20 protein-coding genes are annotated in these 20,956 nt (G+C 49.0%); 7 read left to right on the plus strand and 13 right to left on the minus strand.

Going from position 1 to position 20,956, the window contains the following annotated elements:
* Nucleotides 1-57: 57 nt before the first annotated feature.
* The 7 genes from mioC to rpmH form a co-directional block, all read right to left on the minus strand.
* On the minus strand, nucleotides 58-504 hold the full coding sequence (gene mioC, locus GCE9029_RS24265; protein WP_062667733.1) for an FMN-binding protein MioC: 447 nt from the start codon (nucleotides 502-504) through the stop codon (nucleotides 58-60).
* A 65-nt stretch (nucleotides 505-569) separates the two neighbouring features.
* Complete coding sequence (locus GCE9029_RS24270) at nucleotides 570-1,697, minus strand: GGDEF domain-containing protein (RefSeq protein ID WP_231870196.1); 1,128 nt, start codon at nucleotides 1,695-1,697, stop codon at nucleotides 570-572.
* A gap of 94 nt (nucleotides 1,698-1,791) precedes the next feature.
* Complete coding sequence (gene mnmE / locus GCE9029_RS24275) at nucleotides 1,792-3,156, minus strand: tRNA uridine-5-carboxymethylaminomethyl(34) synthesis GTPase MnmE (protein WP_062667737.1); 1,365 nt, start codon at nucleotides 3,154-3,156, stop codon at nucleotides 1,792-1,794.
* 120 nt (nucleotides 3,157-3,276) lie between these two features.
* Nucleotides 3,277-4,896, minus strand: coding sequence for a membrane protein insertase YidC (gene yidC, locus GCE9029_RS24280; protein WP_062667739.1), 1,620 nt, complete (start codon nucleotides 4,894-4,896; stop codon nucleotides 3,277-3,279).
* 2 nt (nucleotides 4,897-4,898) lie between these two features.
* Entirely contained in the window at nucleotides 4,899-5,159 is a 261-nt protein-coding gene (gene yidD, locus GCE9029_RS26155; RefSeq protein ID WP_082111347.1) for a membrane protein insertion efficiency factor YidD, read from the minus strand.
* A complete protein-coding gene (gene rnpA, locus GCE9029_RS24285; RefSeq protein ID WP_039850324.1) occupies nucleotides 5,123-5,482 on the minus strand; it encodes a ribonuclease P protein component in 360 nt (119 codons plus the stop codon). The genes yidD and rnpA overlap by 37 nt, the downstream gene beginning before the upstream one ends.
* Nucleotides 5,483-5,495: 13 nt before the next feature.
* Nucleotides 5,496-5,630, minus strand: a complete 135-nt coding sequence (gene rpmH / locus GCE9029_RS24290; protein ID WP_002540783.1) for a 50S ribosomal protein L34 — start codon at nucleotides 5,628-5,630, stop codon at nucleotides 5,496-5,498.
* A gap of 550 nt (nucleotides 5,631-6,180) precedes the next feature.
* On the opposite strand from rpmH, the gene dnaA reads away from it, so the two are divergent.
* Genes dnaA through gyrB form a run of 4 tightly spaced genes read left to right on the plus strand, consistent with a single transcriptional unit; the run spans nucleotide 6,181 to nucleotide 12,184 of the window.
* Entirely contained in the window at nucleotides 6,181-7,566 is a 1,386-nt protein-coding gene (dnaA, locus tag GCE9029_RS24295) for a chromosomal replication initiator protein DnaA (protein WP_002540782.1), read from the plus strand.
* Nucleotide 7,567: 1 nt separating this feature from the next.
* A complete protein-coding gene (dnaN, locus tag GCE9029_RS24300) occupies nucleotides 7,568-8,668 on the plus strand; it encodes a DNA polymerase III subunit beta (protein WP_046303087.1) in 1,101 nt (366 codons plus the stop codon).
* 1 nt (nucleotide 8,669) lies between these two features.
* Complete coding sequence (recF, locus tag GCE9029_RS24305; RefSeq protein WP_062667742.1) at nucleotides 8,670-9,746, plus strand: DNA replication/repair protein RecF; 1,077 nt, start codon at nucleotides 8,670-8,672, stop codon at nucleotides 9,744-9,746.
* A 20-nt stretch (nucleotides 9,747-9,766) separates the two neighbouring features.
* The gene (gyrB, locus tag GCE9029_RS24310; protein WP_062667744.1) at nucleotides 9,767-12,184 is read left to right on the plus strand and encodes a DNA topoisomerase (ATP-hydrolyzing) subunit B; all 2,418 of its coding nucleotides are present in this window, start codon (nucleotides 9,767-9,769) and stop codon (nucleotides 12,182-12,184) included.
* Nucleotides 12,185-12,284: 100 nt separating this feature from the next.
* On the opposite strand, the gene GCE9029_RS24315 is transcribed toward gyrB, so the two are convergent.
* The 5 genes from GCE9029_RS24315 to glyQ form a co-directional block, all read right to left on the minus strand.
* Entirely contained in the window at nucleotides 12,285-12,473 is a 189-nt protein-coding gene (locus GCE9029_RS24315) for a hypothetical protein (RefSeq protein WP_062667746.1), read from the minus strand.
* On the minus strand, nucleotides 12,470-13,168 hold the full coding sequence (locus GCE9029_RS24320) for an alpha/beta hydrolase (RefSeq protein WP_062667749.1): 699 nt from the start codon (nucleotides 13,166-13,168) through the stop codon (nucleotides 12,470-12,472). The genes GCE9029_RS24315 and GCE9029_RS24320 overlap by 4 nt, the downstream gene beginning before the upstream one ends.
* Before the next feature lie 175 nt (nucleotides 13,169-13,343).
* On the minus strand, nucleotides 13,344-14,594 hold the full coding sequence (locus GCE9029_RS24325) for a valine--pyruvate transaminase (RefSeq protein ID WP_082804429.1): 1,251 nt from the start codon (nucleotides 14,592-14,594) through the stop codon (nucleotides 13,344-13,346).
* A 315-nt stretch (nucleotides 14,595-14,909) separates the two neighbouring features.
* Nucleotides 14,910-16,976, minus strand: coding sequence for a glycine--tRNA ligase subunit beta (gene glyS / locus GCE9029_RS24330; protein ID WP_062667751.1), 2,067 nt, complete (start codon nucleotides 16,974-16,976; stop codon nucleotides 14,910-14,912).
* A gap of 1 nt (nucleotide 16,977) precedes the next feature.
* On the minus strand, nucleotides 16,978-17,895 hold the full coding sequence (glyQ, locus tag GCE9029_RS24335) for a glycine--tRNA ligase subunit alpha (RefSeq protein WP_062667753.1): 918 nt from the start codon (nucleotides 17,893-17,895) through the stop codon (nucleotides 16,978-16,980).
* A gap of 361 nt (nucleotides 17,896-18,256) precedes the next feature.
* Here glyQ and GCE9029_RS24340 point away from each other — a divergent pair, with 361 nt between their 5' ends.
* Both GCE9029_RS24340 and GCE9029_RS24345 read left to right on the plus strand, forming a co-directional pair.
* Entirely contained in the window at nucleotides 18,257-18,814 is a 558-nt protein-coding gene (locus GCE9029_RS24340) for a TMEM165/GDT1 family protein (protein ID WP_002540771.1), read from the plus strand.
* Nucleotides 18,815-18,914: 100 nt separating this feature from the next.
* On the plus strand, nucleotides 18,915-19,178 hold the full coding sequence (locus GCE9029_RS24345) for a hypothetical protein (RefSeq protein WP_062667755.1): 264 nt from the start codon (nucleotides 18,915-18,917) through the stop codon (nucleotides 19,176-19,178).
* A gap of 65 nt (nucleotides 19,179-19,243) precedes the next feature.
* On the opposite strand, the gene tusA is transcribed toward GCE9029_RS24345, so the two are convergent.
* Complete coding sequence (gene tusA, locus GCE9029_RS24350; protein WP_046303100.1) at nucleotides 19,244-19,489, minus strand: sulfurtransferase TusA; 246 nt, start codon at nucleotides 19,487-19,489, stop codon at nucleotides 19,244-19,246.
* 323 nt (nucleotides 19,490-19,812) lie between these two features.
* Between tusA and GCE9029_RS24355 the strand changes: the two genes are divergently transcribed.
* Nucleotides 19,813-20,754, plus strand: coding sequence for a LysR family transcriptional regulator (locus GCE9029_RS24355; protein ID WP_062667772.1), 942 nt, complete (start codon nucleotides 19,813-19,815; stop codon nucleotides 20,752-20,754).
* Nucleotides 20,755-20,956 lie beyond the last annotated feature (202 nt).

The raw sequence follows: 20,956 nt of genomic DNA on the forward strand, positions 1-20,956 counted from the left end.
TATCCACAAAGTGAAGGTCACATTTTTGAATAAATTTTTTGTTCGAGTTGCACTTATTTATTCACAAAATGCCGATTTGTTCTGGGATAACCATACTTCGGCGGCTTCTTCAGGAAGGGGTTGTTCAAGAATGTCGATCTCTAAACGGGGAGCTAAGTCCTGTGCTCCCAGGCTTTTTAGTAGCTCATCAGCCTGAATCCCTGCACCACAAAATGTGTCATAACTGGAATCCCCAATGGCGATCACTGCGTATTTGAGCGCACTTAGATCCGGAGATTGGCTCTTTAGCGCCTCCATCATTGGTGCGAGATTGTCTGGATAGTCCCCAGCGCCATGGGTTGATGTTACCAGCAAAAGACGTGAGGCTTCTGTGATGTCGTTGAGTTGGCCTTCATTGATCACCTTCACTGAGATGCCATCCTGCTCTAAAAGATCGGCAATATGATCGCCCACATATTCGGCGCCGCCTAGGGTGCTGCCTGTGATCAGGGTTAGTTCAGACATAAGCTTGTTCTCTAACGGATTATTGATGGCCGTTAGTATTGAGTGATGGGATATCGCGCGTCAAGTCAGCTGGGTTGGTAGTGTTCGTTGCGATATAGCGCATTGATTCCTTTGGGAGACAGGGTTTGTATCTTGTTCTTGCCGCGTTTTTTGGCATTTTGGACAGCAAGAATAGCGGTATCAATTAATTGGAATCCTGCCAAACAGCCTTCATTGGAGGTGGTGACACCAAGGCTTGCTGTCCGTTTTACGGCAGTGTTATCAAGCAAAACCACGCTGCGTCCTATTGCCAATTTTAGCTGTTCGGCAACGCGCATCGCCTCATTGGACGGGGTGTTTCGTAGCAGAACAGCGAAGTTATCCGCATACAAACGTCCGATTGGGGTGGCCGGAGGCAATTGCTCCCTCAACAGATCAGCGATGTGCACGAGTACTTGGTCGCCAGTGGGTCTTCCATGCATTTCATTGATTTGCCTGAAGTCATCAAGATTGATGGCGATGATAGATAAAGGCTCCCCACGGCGCTGAGCCTGAAAGAAAAGTTCATCGGCCTGATTGTATAGGCTTTGGCTGTTCGCCGTTTCCGTCAGAAGATCCTCATGAACCAGTTTTCTGGAAGACTCATCAATGCTGTGAAGATCCACTAAATAGAAGTCGGTTAATGCAACGGAAGCCAGTACCAGGATCAAAATAACGCATAGATAAGCGGCACGGGCATTGGTGTCAGTCAACGCAAGCACCGGGTCCGCTGAAGGGACTGTTTTAGCCAGGAAAAGCAGGAAGATGGCAATGAGCGATAAGCCATATCGTGGAAGGCGCTCATTGGGGTCGAAGACAAGTACGACTGCGGTTGGAACCACCAGTAACAGCAATTCGGTTTCAAAATTAGCTGATAACACAAACAGGGGAAGGAAAAGTTGCTGAAGGAAAAAGGTCACGAATATCCAGTACTTCGCCATCCATAGGATCCCCTCTCTGGTCAGTACAAAAGAGATGAGGTACAGCATGGCAAACAAGCCATTCAACAGGGCTGCGGTGGCGCTGCCAAAAGCAAACCAGAACAACGCTGAGAATAGCAGTGTACCGCCCGCACAGAGGCAAGTGAGCAGGTTCACCATGCGAAGGTGATGTACCTGTAGCTTGTCGCAGCGTGTTATCCCCAGATTCAGAATCGGGTTGAGACTGTTGATCATTGCTTCGGCTGACAGAAATGGAGTTTGACATCAAGTGTAGCAAAAGCGGGACAATTCGGAGGTAGCAAGCCACCCGAAGGTGGCTTGGTTGGGACTATTTACCGATACAGAAAGAGCTGAAGATCCTACCGAGAAGATCGTCTGAGCTGAATTCACCGGTGATCTCAGAAAGGTGTTGTTGAGCAATGCGTAGCTCTTCAGCGAGGATCTCTCCGGCCATATAACCCTCAAGTTGATCTTTCCCGATATCGAGGTGTCGGGCGGCTGCATCCAGTGCTTCCAAGTGACGGCGACGGGCCATAAAGCCACCCTCTGTCGCGCCAGAGAAGCCCATACAGGCTTTCAGGTGCTCACGCAGGGCATCGACACCTGCTCCTGTCTTCGCGCTCAAACGGATAAGGGTAGGCTGACTGGCATGGCAAATCCCCAGGGTTTCACCTGTCATGTCTGCCTTGTTACGGATAACCGTCATACCGATGTTTTCTGGCAGGCGGTCGATGAACTCCGGCCAGATTTCTTCCGGTGATGTTGCATCAGTGGTGGTGCCATCCACCATAAAGAGCACGCGGTCCGCCTGAGCGATTTCATCCCAGGCACGTTCGATACCAATGCGTTCCACTTCGTCGGAAGCATCACGCAAGCCCGCAGTATCTATGATGTGCAGTGGCATGCCATCAATGTGGATATGCTCACGGAGCACATCACGGGTAGTGCCGGCAATGTCGGTCACAATGGCGCTTTCTTTGCCGGAAAGGGCATTGAGCAGGCTGGATTTACCCGCATTCGGACGGCCGGCGATCACTACTTTCATGCCTTCACGCATGATAGCGCCTTGGTTGGCTGCTTTACGCACGTCATCCAGCGAGTTGATGATGTTGTCGAGATCGGCGGCGACTTTACCGTCAGAGAGAAAATCGATTTCCTCATCCGGGAAATCTATCGCCGCTTCCACGTATATGCGCAGATGGATCAGCGATTCCACCAGCGTATTAACCTTGCCCGAAAACGCCCCCTGAAGGCTTTGCAGTGCGCTTTTGGCCGCTTGTTCTGAGCTGGCATCAATCAAGTCGGCAATCGCTTCTGCTTGCGCCAGATCGAGTTTGTCATTCAAAAAGGCGCGTTCGGAAAACTCGCCCGGACGGGCAGTGCGAACACCATCGATATCCACAATGCGCTTGATCAGCATATCCATGATGACTGGGCCGCCATGACCTTGAAGTTCCAGCACATCTTCACCGGTGAATGAATTCGGCGCCTGGAAGTACAAGGCAATTCCCTGATCGAGGGCGTTGCCCTGTTCATCGTTAAACGGCAGGTATTCGGCGCGACGCACCGGAAGTTCACGTCCGGTGACCGCCAGGGCAACTTCTTTGGCTTTGGGGCCGGATACGCGGATGATGCCCACACCGCCGCGTCCCGGTGGTGTCGCCTGAGCAACAATGGTGTCTGAGTGAATCATGAAACTTTACCTGCGGTTTGAAAACGTTGCTTAGTGTATACCAATTTTACCTGACCGCATGTCGCGTCTTCAGAAAGAAGAAAGGCGGCCAGTTGGCCGCCTTGTCAGTATTCAGTGCGATTAAGTGCGGCTGTGTAGGCCTTTTTTCTCCAGCGCACGGTAAATCATGGTCTGCTGGATAAGGGTCACAACGTTCGACACCAACCAGTACAATACCAGACCTGCTGGGAACCACAGGAAGAACACGGTGAACATCACTGGCATGAAGTTCATGATCTTCTGCTGCATTGGATCGGTGATAGTGCTTGGGCTCATCTTCTGGATGAGGAACATAGAAGCACCCATCAGCAGTGGCAGCACGTAGTATGGATCCGGTGCTGACAAGTCTTGAATCCACAGCATGAACGGCGCATGGCGCAGTTCTACAGATTCCATCAACGCCCAGTAAAGTGCGATGAAGATAGGCATTTGTAGAAGCAGAGGTAAACAGCCGCCCAGCGGGTTCACTTTCTCTTTCTTATACAGCTCCATCATTTCCTGGCTCATGCGCTGGCGGTCATCACCAATGCGTTCACGCATTTCTGCCAGTTTTGGTTGCAGCATGCGCATTTTCGCCATTGAGGTGTACTGCGCTTTGGTCAGCGGGTACATCACACCACGAACGATGAAGGTCAGGATGATGATTGCCACACCCCAGTTGCCCACGAAACCGTGAATGGTTGACAGCAACCAGTGCAGTGGACTCGCGATAAACCACAGCCAGCCGTAGTCGACGGTCAGGTTCAGGTTAGGTGCCACTTCAGCCATTTTGTCCTGAAGCTTAGGGCCTACCCACAGGGTCGCGTCCAGTTGTGCCGTTGAACCTGCTGCAACTGTGGTGGTTGGGTAACGTACACCGATAAAGCCCTGGCCATTACTGGTGCGGGTATACAGGTTCGCTTCACCTTCTGAATGCGGGATCCAGGCTGCAACAAAGTAGTGTTGCATCATGCCTGCCCAACCTTGATTGGCGATAGTCAGGTTCAGGTTTCTGTCCTTCATATCGTCAAAGCTGTATTTCTCGTATTTCGCATCGTCAGCTGAGTACACACCACCGCGGTATGTCGGCATGGTCAGGCTGCCGCCGTCATCCAGTAGGTTTTGTTTTAGCTGCGCATACATTTGTACTGTTGCTGCTTTGCTGCTTTGGTTGTCTACCGTGTAGTCAACGTCAACCGCGTAGTTGTCGCGTTTCAGTACAAAGGTTTTGGTGAAGGTAATGCCGTCTTTAACCAGCGTCAGTGGAACACGCAACTCGTCCTGGCCATCAGCCATCACAAAGTCGGTGCCGTTTGCAGAGAACTGTGCACGACCATCCAGGGTATCGATACCATCAGGGCCAATCAGACCACTTTGAGCAACGAATACGTGGTCAGGCTGGTTTTTGAGCATCACGAACTTGTCGACAGAGTCGAACTCTGCGTCGTAGTTGTTCAGTTCAGCGCGAAGAATGTCACCGCCTTGTGTGTCAACGGTCAAAGTCAGCACGTCACTTTTAATGGTGATCAGCTTATTTGAAACTGCGTCCTGCGTCAGAGGCTGAGACGCATCTGAGCTGGCAGGTACATCACCACTGTGTTGTGCTTGCTGTGTTACGCCCTGGCCCTGTGGTTGAGGGTTGGTTGCTTCCGTCCAGTTGAGATACAACATGAAGGATACAAACATTAGGGCAATCAACAGGATATTGCGTTGAGAATCCATTGTTAATTGTCTCGATTTTTAGGATGACGCGGGGGTACAGGATCGTACCCACCATGATTAAGAGGGTGGCATTTTAATAAACGTTTGCTGGCGAACCAACACCCTTTTATCACACCGTGACGGTTGACCGCTTCTATGGCGTATTGGGAGCATGTCGGCGTGAAGCGACATCTTGGCCCCAGAAGTGGGCTGATGAAGAGTTGATACCCGCGAAACAGTCCAGTGACTATTTTTTTCGCGGCGGTCGAGACAAACGTTGCCATAACTTATCGAGCAGCTGACTCAGTTCTTCGTTACTGAGCTCATTCGCACTTTTCTTTGCTATCACAACATAATCTTTTGCCATCAGCGAGTGCTGGTTGAGACGAAAACTTTCACGTACCAAACGTTTAAAGCGATTTCGGTCAACGGCAAGTTTGATTTGTTTTTTTGGAACAGCTTGGCCTAGACGTGGGCGTCCAAGTTTGTTGTTTCGAGCAAGAATGGTTAAGTGTGGAGAGCCAGCGCGGTGAGGTTGCTGGAAGACGAAGTTGAAATGTTCGGGAGTTAACAGACGTAACTCCCGAGAAAAAGCTAGCTTATTCACAAATCGCTAAGGATTATTTTGAAAGCTTGCTACGGCCTTTCGCACGGCGAGCGGCGATAACCTTACGACCGTTCTTAGTTGCCATGCGCGCACGGAAACCGTGAGTGCGCTTACGCTTTAGAACTGAAGGTTGAAAAGTGCGTTTCATGGTTTCTACCTTAATTACTGATCAGTTTTTAGGTTTGTTAACCCGACGTGGGACAAAAGTCCGACGCCTCTCAACAAAGAGGGCGGATTGTAATCACTGACTGACTTATAGTCAATGTTAAAACCACAGGTGGTTTCAATCCGAATCTCTCAGGGCGCGCAATTATACGTGGTCGCCTGTTAAGCGCAAGGATCCTTTGCCGATCTTATCCACTTTTACTTGTGTATTTCATGTGCGATCGTCAGGGATAACCCAGTATAGGGTGTGTAAATTTGATCAGGATGAATTTTTTAAGAACATCGATCACCCGTGACGTTTTGTGGAGTGGGGAAGTCAACACTGTGATCGGATCATCGGATTTTTGAGCCAAAATCGGATAATTCTGTGAGTAAGTGGGGTGTTAACTGTGCCGATCTGCAAACTAAATGTGCGATCTGTGTGTATAACTTAGATCTTATTCACTGCAAAAGGGATCTCTTCGCTAGCGATCCTCCTCGTACAAGTATAAACTTACTTCCCTTTTCATTAATAAATAAGTGTGGAGTCAGACGTGTCATCTTCGCTTTGGTTGCAGTGCCTTCAGCGCCTTCAAGAGGACCTTCCTGCAACAGAATTCAGCATGTGGGTTCGACCGCTTCAGGCGGAGTTAAATGACAATACCCTGACTTTGTTCGCGCCAAACCGTTTTGTATTGGATTGGGTTCGCGACAAATACCTAAATAGTATCAATCAGTTACTGAATGAATTTTGCGGTAACGACTTGCCTGTACTGCGCTTTGAAGTTGGCAGTAAGCCGGTTGCCCCGGTGGCGCCGCCAAGCCAGCCTGCAGCTCCTGCCCCTGTTGCACCAGCCGCTAAACCTGTTGGTCGTACCTGGGAACCTGCACCTTCTCCTGTTCAATCAGATGTGAATCATCGCTCTAACGTGAATCCCAAGCACAAGTTCACTAACTTCGTTGAAGGTAAGTCGAACCAACTCGCTTTGGCTGCAGCTCGTCAGGTGGCAGATAACCCAGGCGCTGCATACAACCCACTTTTCCTTTACGGCGGCACAGGTTTGGGTAAAACCCACTTGTTGCACGCCGTGGGTAATGCTATTTCTGATCGCAAAACCGATGCGCGCGTGGTGTACATGCACTCCGAACGTTTTGTTCAGGACATGGTTAAAGCGCTGCAGAACAACCAGATTGAAGAGTTTAAGCGCTACTACCGTAGTGTTGATGCGCTGCTTATCGATGACATCCAATTCTTCGCTAACAAAGAACGCTCACAGGAAGAGTTCTTCCATACTTTCAATGCGCTCTTGGAAGGTAACCAACAAATCATCCTCACCTCTGACCGTTATCCAAAAGAGATCAGCGGTGTGGAAGATCGTCTGAAATCCCGTTTTGGCTGGGGTTTGACTGTTGCCATTGAGCCACCAGAGCTTGAAACCCGCGTGGCGATTTTGATGAAAAAGGCGGAAGACCATAATATTCGCCTGCCAGACGAAGTGGCATTCTTCATCGCCAAACGTCTGCGTTCAAATGTTCGAGAGCTTGAAGGGGCGCTGAACCGCGTGATAGCAAATGCTAACTTCACTGGCCGTGCTATCACCATCGATTTTGTCCGTGAAGCCCTGCGTGATTTGCTGGCGCTTCAGGAAAAACTGGTTACCATCGACAACATCCAGAAAACCGTCGCCGAGTACTACAAAATCAAAATGGCGGATCTGTTGTCGAAACGTCGCAGCCGCTCTGTGGCACGTCCACGCCAGGTGGCGATGGCACTGTCAAAAGAGTTGACCAACCACAGTTTGCCGGAGATTGGCGACGCATTTGGTGGCCGCGATCATACTACGGTGCTTCACGCATGCCGAAAGATTGAACAGCTGCGCGAAGAGAGCCACGATATAAAAGAAGATTATTCCAACCTGATCCGGACTTTGTCGTCTTAATATGAAATTTACAGTTACCCGTGACCAATTCTTGAAACCCCTGCAGCAGGTGTCTGGTGCATTAGGGGGACGACCTACACTGCCTATTCTCGGCAATATCCTGCTGAAAGTAGAGTTCGGACAACTTTCCATGACCTGTACGGATTTGGAAGTTGAGCTGATTGCTAATCTGCCGCTGGAAAGTGAAGCAGAAGATGGGGCAGTCACCGTTCCATCTCGTAAGTTTTTAGATATTTGCCGTGGTCTGCCAGACAGCGCACCTATCAGTTTTACGCTCGAAGGGGATCGCGCGGTTATCCGTTCAGGCCGCAGCCGTTTTACTTTGTCGACATTGCCAGCTGCTGACTTCCCGAATATCGAAGATTGGCAGAGCAACGTGGAATTCACGGTGCCACAAGGCAAGCTTCGCCAATTGATTGAAAGCACTGCATTCTCCATGGCTAACCAGGATGTCCGTTACTTCCTAAACGGTATGCTGCTGGAGACAGATGGCACCACACTTCGCTCTGTGGCCACAGACGGCCACCGTATGGCGGTAGGTACAACTGCGCTCGACAATGAACTGGCTGGCCAACAAGTAATTGTGCCGCGCAAAGGCGTGACCGAATTGATGCGTATGCTGGATAACCCAGAAGCGCCGGTGACTATCCAGATTGGCAGTGCCAACATCCGGGCACAGGTAAACCAGTTTGTGTTCACCTCTAAGCTGGTGGATGGTCGATTTCCTGATTACCGCCGTGTTATGCCGCAATCTTCCAACAAGATCATGGAAGCGGATTGTGACGAGCTGCGTCAGGCATTTTCACGTGCAGCGATTTTGTCGAATGAGAAATTCCGCGGTGTGCGCTTGAACCTGAGCTCAGGCCAGCTTCGCATTTCTGCACATAACCCTGAGCAGGAAGAAGCGGAAGAGTTTGTTGACGTTAATTATGATGGCGAAGACTTGGAAATCGGATTCAACGTCAGTTACGTGCTAGATGTATTAAATACGCTTAAGTGCGAGCAAGTACGTTTTTCGATGACTGATGGTACGGCGAGTACACTGGTAGAAGATGTCAGCAATGATGACGCCATGTACGTCGTGATGCCTATTCGTCTGTAATATGGCGCTGTCCCGACTCTCTATCCATGATTTGAGAAATATTGAAGCCTGTGACCTTAGCCTGTCATCAGGCTTCAATTTTCTTGTAGGGCCTAACGGCAGTGGAAAAACCAGTGTGTTGGAGGCGGTTTATTATCTGGGGCATGGCCGTTCATTTCGAAGCCAGTTGACCGGAAGGGTGATCCGACACCAGCAAGACAGATTAGTTGTACACGGTCGCGTGCAAGAAGGTGAGTCCTTACTACCAGTAGGGCTCCAGAAAAACCGCGACGGTTCGACAGAAGTGAAAATCGGTGAGGAAAAAGGGCAGAAGCTGGTGCAGCTTGCCGAAGTCTTGCCGATGCAGCTGATTACCCCGGAAGGGTTTGAACTGTTAACCGGTGGTCCGAAATTCCGCCGGGCATTTATCGACTGGGGTGTGTTTCACGTGGAACCCCAGTTTTACCCTGCGTGGTCTAGGGTCAAACGGCTTACCAAGCAACGAAATGCGCTGATGAAAACAGCGCGTAGCTACCGTGAGCTTAGCTACTGGGATGCGGAATTAGCGCCTCTGGCGAACCAAATTGACCAGTGGCGCAAAGACTATATTGAAAAGCTCTCAGAACGTGCTTCTAAGCTATGCGAAGCGTTTCTGCCTGAGTATGAAATCAAACTCAACTACACGCGTGGTTGGGATAAAGAGTCAGATTACGCCGAGTTGTTGCGCGAGAACTTTTTACGCGATCAGCAACTCGGGTACACGGTTAGTGGTCCTCACAAGGCAGATCTTCGCCTTCGCGTGGGCGCCACCCCGGTGGAAGATGTACTTTCCCGTGGGCAGTTAAAGTTGATGGTTTGTGCACTTCGTTTAGCACAGGGCCAACAACTGACCGAAGACAAACAAAAGCAATGCATCTACTTGATAGATGACTTTGCGTCCGAGTTGGATAGCCAACGACGGGCGCTATTGGCTGAGCAGTTAAAAGCCACAGGCGCACAGGTATTTGTAAGTGCCATTAGTGCCGATCAGGTCGCTGAAATGTGCGACGAAAATAGTAAGATGTTTCATGTGGAAAACGGTAAAATAGCCGCAGAATAAAATTAAGCGAGAGTAACTCAATGTCCAACAATTACGATTCATCGAGTATCAAGGTACTCAAGGGTCTGGATGCAGTACGAAAGCGTCCGGGGATGTACATCGGTGATACTGACGACGGTACCGGTCTGCACCACATGGTCTTTGAGGTGGTCGATAACTCTATCGATGAAGCTCTCGCTGGTCACTGTAATGACATCGTGGTCACCATCCATGAAGACGGTTCGGTATCTGTAAAAGATGACGGTCGTGGTATTCCTGTCGACATCCACGAAGAAGAGGGTGTATCGGCAGCGGAAGTTATCATGACGGTACTTCATGCCGGTGGTAAGTTCGATGACAACTCGTACAAAGTCTCCGGTGGTCTTCACGGTGTAGGTGTTTCGGTAGTAAACGCCCTGTCTGAGAAGCTTGAGCTGACCATCTGGCGTCACGGCAACATCCACCAGCAAATCTACAAAATGGGTGTGCCTGAGCAGCCGCTGGAAGCGATTGGTGATACTGAGGAAACTGGTACCCGTATCCGCTTCTGGCCAAGTGACGAGACTTTCTCTGACACGACGTTCCATTATGACATTCTGGCCAAGCGCCTGCGTGAGCTTTCATTCCTGAACTCTGGCGTGTCTATCAAGTTGATTGACGAGCGCGAAGAGAACAAGCAAGACCACTTCATGTATGAAGGTGGTATCCGCGCATTCGTAGAACACCTCAACCGCAACAAAACACCTATTCACCCTACTGTGTTCCACTTTGAGCATGAACGCGATGACGGTGTGTCAGTAGAAGTGTCAATGCAATGGAACGATGGTTTCCAGGAAAACATTTACTGTTTCACCAACAACATTCCTCAGCGAGATGGCGGTACTCACCTTGCCGGTTTTCGTGCAGCTCTGACCCGTACGCTGAACTCCTTCATGGACAAAGAAGGCTATTCGAAGAAAGCTAAAGCAGCGACTTCTGGCGACGATGCCCGTGAAGGTTTGACTGCTGTTGTGTCTGTGAAAGTGCCGGATCCGAAATTCTCGAGCCAGACTAAAGACAAACTGGTTTCTTCAGAAGTGAAGTCAGCGGTTGAGTCAGCAATGAACGAGAAACTGTCTGAGTTCCTGATTGAGAACCCACAAGACTCGAAGATCGTTTGTAGCAAAATCATTGATGCGGCGCGTGCGCGTGAAGCGGCACGTAAAGCACGTGAAATGACCCGCCGTAAGGGTGCACTGGATTTGGCTGGCCTGCCAGGCAAGCTTGCAGACTGTCAGGAAAAAGATCCTGCATTGTCTGAACTCTACATTGTGGAGGGTGACTCTGCGGGCGGTTCCGCGAAGCAGGGTCGTAACCGTAAGAACCAAGCTATTCTGCCACTGAAAGGTAAAATCCTGAACGTTGAGAAAGCGCGTTTCGACAAGATGCTTTCTTCTCAGGAAGTTGCAACGCTAATCACGGCGCTAGGCTGTGGTATCGGCCGCGATGAGTACAACCCGGACAAGCTACGTTATCACAGCATCATCATCATGACCGATGCGGACGTCGACGGCTCGCACATCCGTACGCTGCTGTTGACCTTCTTCTATCGTCAAATGCCTGAGCTGATTGAGCGTGGCTATGTCTACATCGCTCAGCCGCCGCTTTACAAAGTTAAGAAAGGTAAGCAAGAGCAGTACATCAAAGATGATGAAGCGATGGAGCAATACCAGGTATCTATCGCGCTGGAAAATGCTTCACTCTTCGTTAACCAAGATGCACCAGCACTCAATGGTCTGGCGTTAGAAGAGCTTGTGAAGCAGTACAACGGTGTCATGAAGCTGATTAAGCGCATGAACCGTCGTTACCCATACGCGATGCTCAACGAGCTGGTTTACCAACCACGTCTGAGTGTAGATACGCTGAGCAACGAGGGTGAAGTACGCGCCTGGATTGATACGCTGGTGGATGTTCTGAATAAGAACTCGACCGGTGAAAGCCAGTACCGCGCTGAGGTGAAGTTTGATGAAGAGCATCAAGCTTACCAACCAGAATTGATTGTTCGTACCCACGGCGTTGATCATGAGTATCTCATCAGCTACGACCTGCTGAACTCAAAAGAGTACGGACGAATCGCTGATCTGGCTGAAGCACTTGATGGTCTTCTGGATGATACTGCATACATTCAACGTGGTGAGCGTAAGCAACCTGTTAAGAGCTTTGCAGATGCGCTGGCTTGGTTGATTAAAGAATCTAACCGTGGTCTTAGCCGTCAGCGTTACAAAGGTCTGGGTGAGATGAACCCTGATCAACTTTGGGAAACCACCATGGACCCAGAATCACGTCGTATGATGCGCGTGACCATTCAGGATGCAGTGGCAGCAGATGAGCTCTTCACGACATTGATGGGTGATCACGTTGAGCCACGTCGTGCGTTTATCGAAGATAATGCCCTGAAGGTTGCCAACCTCGACGTGTAACCACGTGATTCTACGTAAAATCTGAGTACCTAACGCCGCATTAGCGGCGTTTTTTTTACGTAGCGCGATGTGTTTGTTTAAGTTGTTGAATTTTAAAACTTTAAGTGTATTCAATAATACTGTTTATCAATTCTTTATGAATGGCCAAAGAAGGATTCTGATAAGACGCCAAGTTATCTTCTGGGTTATCGTTTGCCGCCACGAGAACGTGATTCATCAAACCGTCTAATCTTAGGGTCACTTGTTTTTCGTTATCCGCATAAAGTGCAAGCGCATCTTCTTTTGTCACTTGTAAATAACGCTCCCTTGAACAATGAGAGTTTTGCCCTTTCTTTGGGACAGTAGAGAGCAGGGGTTCTGTCTCAGTAAGGATTTCATATAAGGCTGGGCTGAATGTCTAAATAACGGAAAGAGGCTCTCGCTGATGTGAGTGACGTTTTCACCGTGTTTTAATGTATCGATAATGGCTTCGGCTTCATTAACAAGTTGGGTAGCGCGCGCTGAAACTTGTTCCAATATGATTTGGTCTATTGGGCGACCCGGTGTGGCGACGAGCACAAGCTTATCAATGTCTGTTTTCAGTCCTGCAGCGAGATCGATGATCCCACCTTCAATATGACCAATGACGCCCACTTTCGATGCTGGGTATCTATCACGTAGCCAGTCAATCACGTAAACAGCGTCATTGATATAGGTATCAATGGTGATGTTTTCTTTTAACCCATTTACTTTGCTTTCACCGACACCTCTTTTGTCATAGCGGTATGAAGCGATGTTTTGTTTTGAAAGGGCATGAGCGAGCTTTTTGTAGGTATCCGTTGTTATCGATGGCTGATTATCATTTCTATCCGTGGTGCCCCTTCCAGCAATAATCAAATAAACCGTTTTGCTATGTCGGAAGGATTTTGGTTCGACTAATGCTCCTGTCATCTCTCCAACTTTTACATCAGTTTCTACTTCAGAATACTTTTTATTCTCGGTCATTGTCTTCCACTCAACTGATGTTTCACGTGAAACGTTAGCGGTTAAATTCAAATGACTAAAGAACACGTTTTGCTGTTTGCGATCAGATTAGTGAGTCCAAATAGAAGATGAACACAAAAAAGCCCAGTCGATTTTCCAACTGGGCGATGTTTCACGTGGAACCTTTGGTGGAGAATTAAGACTCAGCGTAGGCCTTTTCTACTTCTTCTTTAAGTATCTCGACACCACGTGCAATAGCTTCGTCATCTTGAACATAGTTCATTCTTAGACATTCACGGGTATGGTCCCAATCCAATTCTGAACCAATAAAAAAGTACTCGCCAGGAACTATCAGTAAGCCACGTTTCTTAAGGCGTTGGTAAAGCTCCTTGGTGCTAATGGGTAGACCTTCAAACCAAAGCCAAAGGAAGATAGCACCTTCTGGTTTATGAATTTTAAATCGTTCATCAGGAATCGCTTTCTGAAGGAGTTCGATACTACGCTTTGCTTTCTTCTGATAGAAAGGCTTAATGACAGTTTCACTGAGCGACAGTAAGTCACCGGTTTTAATCATCTCAAGTGCGAGTGCAGGGCCAACACCACAAGGTGACAAGCTGACAATGCCATTGATGTTGGATAGGGCAGTGATAATCTCTTCCTGCGCAATGATGATGCCACAACGTACACCTGGCAAACCCAACTTGGATAAGCTTGAACACAGGATAGTGTTCTCGTTCCAGAAAGGCTTTACATCTTCGAAGATGATGTTAGGGAAGGGGACGCCATAAGCATTGTCGATGATGAGGGGAATATTGTTTGCTCGTGCCAGCTTATCAAGCTTTACGATCTCTTCATCAGTAAGAACATTACCGGTCGGGTTTGTTGGTCGTGAGGCACAAATAGCCGCAACTGACTCATCAACTTCCAGCGCATCAAAATCTACGTGGTATTTAAACTGGCGGTTATCTAGATGCTCTATAGTCGGCTTGAAGCTGGTAAAGGTATCAGGGTCTAAACCCGAATCGGCGTAACCAATATACTCAGGTGTTAAAGGCAGGAGGATCTTCTTAAAGCTGCCGTCATCATACTGCCCACCGAAAAGGTTGAAGAGATAAAAGAAGGCGCACTGACTGCCATTGGTCAGCATGATGTTTTTAGAGGTGACCTGCCAGCCAAATGTCTTATTCAACATCTCTGCCAGCGCTGCGATAAACGCTGTCTTCCCTTGCGGTCCATCATAGTTAGAGAGTGCTGCGACAAGAGAGCCATCATCTAGCATCCGTCTACTCAAGTCTTCGAAATGCTCAAGCATTTCAGGAATCGCCGCTGGGTTGCCACCACCAAGCATAATGGCATCCGGGTTTCTTAGTCCGTCATTGAGATCGTCCATCAACTGTGTGATGCCGGAATGCTGAGAAAACTTATTTCCAAACTTAGAAAACTGCATAGCGCGAAACCTATTTAATCCTTTGTTCCTTCAGGTTAGTCGACAAACCATAACTGATTCATTGCACAAAATGAATGCAATTTCTGCTTTCTTTTTAACATGTAGCTGACGTCGGAAAGGTTGTCGTTTCAGATAAGGGAAGAGGGTGTTTAGAAAGCGTTTCGAGAGATGTTCCACGTGAAACATACCGAAAATTTTAGATAGAATCGAAGACATCGCTGTAGAGGCAGTGAATGAGGCTGGTGGAAAGACAATTAAATCGATACAAAAAAGCCCCGTTCAAACGGGGCTCTTGATTAACTTTTCTTGCCGAGCTTATTTCTGAAGCAGAGAGATATCTGCAACATTCATAAACTGGCTACGCAGGGTATTGAGCAGTGCCAGACGGTTTGCCTTCAGCGCTTCGTCTTCAGCCATTACCATCACGTTGTCGAAGAAGGTATCAACAGGTTCGCGCAAATCTGCCAATTGGGTCAGTGCAGCTTGGTAATCACCGGCTGCAAAGACAGGCTTCAGCGCTTCAACCATTGAGGTGACCTTTTGAGCCAACGCCTTCTCTGCATCTTCTACCAACAGCTCACTGTTGATGGTGTCAGACAATTCGCCGTCGTATTTCGCCAGGATGTTACCTACACGTTTGTTTGCTGCTGCCAGAGACTCAGCAGCATCCAGTGAACGGAAGTGCGTTACCGCTTTCACGCGCTTGTCGAAATCAGCCGGTTGGGTAGGGTTCATTGCAAGCACGGCTTGGATGGCATCTACGCTATGGCCTTCGTCCTGATACCATGCACGGAAACGACCCAGCATGAATTCGATAACGTCAGCTTCAACCTTATCGTTAGTCAGACGGTCGCCGAACAGCGATTTGGCTTTGGCAATCAGATCAGACAGATCCAGATCGTAACCGTACTCAACGATAATGCGAAGGACACCCAGAGAAGCACGACGCAGCGCGAATGGGTCAGAACCTTTCGGTGCCTGGCCAATACCGAAGATACCTACGATGGTATCCAGCTTGTCTGCTATCGCCAGTGCTGAAGAAACACCATTGCCTGGCAGTTCATCGCCTGCGAAACGCGGCATGTATTGCTCATTCAGGGCAACGGCAACATCTTCTGCTTCGCCATCATGACGCGCGTAGTGCATACCCATGACGCCCTGAGTTTCGGTGAATTCGAAAACCATGGAGGTCATCAGGTCGCATTTCGCCAGAAGGCCTGCACGTTTTGCTTTTTCGACATCAGCACCAATCTTGTCAGCAATGTAGCCAGCAAGCTCAGTGATGCGGTCTGTCTTGTCTTTGATGGTACCCAACTGCTTTTGGAAAATAGCCGTTTCCAGCTGTGGCAGACGGTCAATCAAAGGACGCTTACGGTCGGTGTCGAAGAAGAACTCTGCATCCGCCAGACGAGGGCGAACCACTTTTTCGTTACCTTCGATAACGTGGCGAGGTTCCTTCGATTCGATGTTTGATACGAAGATGAAGTTAGGCAGAAGCTGCTTGTCTTCGCTGTAAACAGGGAAGTACTTCTGGTCGCCTTTCATGGTGTAAACTAGGGCTTCTGAAGGGACCTTCAGGAACTTCTCTTCGAAGGTTGCAGTCAGTACCACTGGCCACTCAACCAGAGAGGTGACTTCCTCAACCAGGTCATCTTCCAGATCAGCAATACCGCCAACCAGCTCTGCTGCCTTTTGGGCATCAGCGATGATAGTGGCTTTACGTGCTTCGTAATCGGCAATGACTTTACCGCGCTCTTCCAGAATCGCTGGATATTGGTCAGCATTGTCGATGGTAAATTCCGCTTCGCCCATAAAACGGTGACCACGAATGGTACGCGCTGAATCAACACCCATGATGGTGCCTTCAATCAGCTCGTCACCCAGCAGGATAGTCAAGGTCTTCACCGGACGGATGAACAGGGTATCTTTGTCACCCCAGCGCATTGGCTTCGCGATTGGCAGATTCGCCAGCGCTTTGTCAGCCAGTGCAACAACGATGTCTTTGGTGTTCTGGCCTTTAACTTCTTGCTTGAACAGCAGCCATTCACCTTTATCTGTCACCATACGATCGGCTTCTGATACATCGATACCACAACCACGCGCCCAACCTTGTGCGGCTTTGGTTGGGTTGCCGTCTGCGTCAAAAGCAGCAGAAATGGCAGGACCACGTTTCTCAACCATCTTGTCAGCTTGTTGGTCAGCCAGCGCAGTGACTTTCAGAGCCAGACGACGAGGGGTTGCGTACCAAACCATACCTTCGTGGGTCAGTTCAGCGTCTTTCAGCTCTTGCTCAAAGTTTGCTGTAAATGCTTCAGCCAGTGTGCGAAGTTGCGTTGGTGGCAGCTCTTCAGTACCCAGCTCAATCAGGAAATTGTTCGCCATCTTACTTCTCCTCACCCTTTTTACACATTGGGAAGCCCAGAGCTTCACGGGATGCGTAGTACGCTTCGGCAACTGACTTGGTCAGGTTGCGGATACGCAGGATGTAGCGTTGACGCTCGGTCACTGAGATAGCTTTGCGTGCGTCCAGCAGGTTAAATGCATGACCTGCTTTCAGGATACGCTCATACGCTGGCAGTGGCAGAGGCTTCTCAAGCTCGAGCAGAGATTGACACTCTTTCTCGCACTGGTCGAAGTAAGTGAACAGGAAATCTACGTCAGCGTATTCGAAGTTGTAGGTCGATTGCTCTACTTCATTCTGGTGGAAGATATCACCGTAGGTTACTTTGCCAAATGGGCCATCAGTCCATACCAGATCGTAAACTGAATCGACGCCCTGGATGTACATCGCCAGGCGTTCGATACCGTAAGTGATTTCGCCGGTAACAGGCTTACACTCAAGACCACCTACTTGTTGGAAGTAAGTAAACTGGGTGACTTCCATGCCGTTCAGCCAAACTTCCCAGCCGAGACCCCAGGCTCCCAGTGTCGGGTTTTCCCAGTTGTCTTCTACGAAGCGGATGTCATGAACTTCAGGGTCAATACCCAGCACACGCAGCGAACCAAGATACAGTTCCTGAATGTTGTCTGGAGACGGCTTCAGGATGGTCTGGAACTGGTAGTAGTGTTGCAGACGGTTAGGGTTTTCACCGTAACGGCCGTCAGTTGGACGACGAGAAGGCTGAACGTAAGCTGCTGCGATTGGCTCTGGACCAATTGCACGCAGACAAGTCATTGGGTGAGAGGTGCCTGCACCTACCTCCATGTCGAGCGGTTGTACGATGGTACAACCTTGTTGGGCCCAGTAATCCTGCAGCGCGAGGATCATGCCCTGAAAAGTTTTAACGTCGAATTTTTGCATCGTCAGGTTCGCGCGATTTAATGAAGTGAAAATAACACGCGATTATAGCGCGCAAGGCTTGGGATAAGTAGGGGTAATGGCGGTTTTTTGTCCTTTGGTTTCAAAGGTGGCGAGCGGGGTCGAAAGGTAAAACGGGCGGAGGTTGTATTCCGTCAGGCGTTGAGGCTAAAATGCGCACGCTCTTGGGGAGTAGTCTCTCGCGCCAGCGAGGCCATTATCAACATATTTGAAGCTCAATCTTCATGGTAATGGCGACACACGATAGTGGGTTTGACGAGACCAATGACACTTTACGCGAACCGGGCGGGGCGCGTGGGTTGTCATGGTTTTCGAATAATAATCCTCGCCCTGGAAAACAATAATGAGCGTGTTAGCGATATCCATTGCCACCGTTGCGTTGGCAGAAATTGGTGATAAAACCCAACTCCTTTCCCTGTTACTGGCCAGTCGATACAGAAAGCCGGTACCTATTATTCTTGCTATCTTTTTCGCCACAATCCTTAACCATGCGGTTGCTGCCTGGCTGGGTGTGGTTGTTGCCGATTATCTTACCGAAGAAGTCTTGCGTTGGGTGCTGATCGTCAGCTTTGCGGTGATGGCTGTTTGGGTGCTGATCCCTGACAAACTCGATGATGAAGAAAGTGTGTCAAACCGGGGCCCGTTTGTGGCGAGTTTCATCGCCTTCTTTATTGCAGAAATTGGCGACAAAACCCAGGTGGCAACAACGGTACTCGGTGCTCAAAATGCTGAAGCGCTGACCATGGTCATTATTGGTACGACTATCGGTATGCTGCTGGCCAATGTCCCGGTGGTATTGCTGGGTCACAAGGCTGCAAATGCATTGCCATTGAACGTTGTACGGTATGTGACGGCAGGGTTGTTTGCGGTACTCGCGATCGGTACTTTCTTTATGCGATAAGAAACGTAACCAGACGCCTGAATGTGTGATTTCATCAACAACCTCTCCGACGGTTCCATGGTAGTTTGGCGTTAGTGTCATCGTGATTAAGGAGCGTGTTATGGACAGGTTTCTGGCGATCAGCCCTAAAAGCCAGATGTGGCTGTTCCACTTTGCACTGGCGCTGAATATTCTTGGAATGGTGTTAACTGATATGTGGGTTCCTATGGTGGTTGGCGCAATAGTAACCACTTACTTATCGATTGATGCTATGGTGAGAGTGCGCTACGTATTACCAATAAAAAAGGCCATGCGGGAACTGGAGCATGAAAACGCCACACTCAGGCGGAAAGTGAACGACATTGAGCAAGCATCAGATTACTGACAGACACGAAAAAGGCAGCCTTGGCTGCCTTTTTCATTTCCGCTCGTTTGTCCGTTGAGAAGATCTTAAAGACCTTTCTTGATCAGATAGCGAAATGGGCTAGTTTCTGACTCATGGGCAACAAGGGTGTGGTCCATGAAACGGCAGAAACTAGGGATGTCGCGTGTCGTTGACGGATCGTCCGCCGTCACCAGTAAGGTTTCACCCTCTGCCATGTTGCGGATTGTTTTTCTTACCATCATGACCGGTTCCGGACAACGCAGGCCTTCTGCGTCTAAAAAGTGATCCGGATTTTCAAATTCTGAACTCATCTGCATTTATCACATTGAAAACGTCGACCCGATCATACTTATGAAGACTAAATATTCAACAGGGGTTGGATTTGTAAAAAACATGTGTAACTTAATTAACAAGTTGTTAACGAATAATGTTCAAACGAACGTGAACATGGCGAAACAGCTAGGCTAACTCACTCATCGACTACACTCACACCCAGTTTTCTTGGGCTTCCCCGCTTTAATGCGGGATTTTTTTTATCTGGCGTTCGCCAAATATCAATAAACGCCTTTCTTAATCACCCTTATCGGTAACTGGCATGCTTATAATGGCAACGTTACCACTCTTTGGGCATGTTATGGAACTTGAAGATATCTACCGCCGGGACTTAAACCTGCTAATAGCGCTTCGTGTGCTGCTGGAAGAAGGCAGCGTGAGTAAAGCGGCTATCCGTCTAAGCCTTAGCCAGTCAGCGATGAGTAGGGTGCTGGGACGATTGAGAAGCCTTACAGGTGATCCTCTGTTTACCCGGCACGGACAACAGTTGATCCCAACCCAAAGAGCGTTGGAGTTGAATGCTCAACTGACAGCGCCACTAGATATACTTCGTCATGTCCTTTCGCCTGAAGAATTTGATCCGGCTAAGTGTGAGCAGTCTTTTAAGATCGCAACGACTGATTACGCCATGCAAACCATTTTGCCATTTGCATTGCCGCGTATTTATGAGGAAGCGCCGGGCTTGTCACTGGAATTCGCCCCCTTACAGCATGACCAGTTAATGCGTCAGTTGACCTCGGAAGGGTGCGACATGGCGATTTGCCGCCCGACCGGTCCCGTTGACCCGCTTCAGTCTGACAGGTTGGGACTGGTGAGCGTGTTCTGCATGGTGTCGAAGCATCACCCTTTGGCCGATAAAACGCTGACGCTTGAAGACTATCTGGCTTATCCACATGCAGTGATTGCTATCAGTGATGGCGTGAAAGCGCTGATAGATGAGGCGTTGCGTGGACATCCAGAGCCGAAACTGGCGCTACGTGCTTATCACCTGGAAGCGGCGGTAGCGATGTTGGATAGCCTGCCACTTATCATTACCGTTCCTGCTGACTTGGCATATCTCGTGGGTGAAAAATACGATTTGGTGATTAAACCATTACCGTTTGAATTTAAGCCGTTTGACTATTCCCTGATTTGGCATCCTAGGACGGAGCACTCCGCGGCGCAGGTATGGCTTAGAAACTTGATTAAAGAAGAGTGCAGCCGCCTTATCGACACACGGATTAAAGATATGGGGTTTGTTTGACCCTCAATCTTTAATACCAATCGTAGTAAGTATCTGCTCATCCTCGCTTGTTAAAATGCTCGATAACTGCGTTGAAAAATTTGATTGTAGAGTAACTACTTATCGAAATTTTTCGCCTTGTTCTCGAGCATTCTTCCTGCGCTATTTCTGATCAGCTACCTACTGTGATTGGTATAAAACAAAAAACGGAGCCGATAGGCTC

It is taken from the genome of Grimontia celer, from assembly GCF_900055185.1.
In the GTDB taxonomy this organism is placed as follows: domain Bacteria; phylum Pseudomonadota; class Gammaproteobacteria; order Enterobacterales; family Vibrionaceae; genus Enterovibrio; species Enterovibrio celer.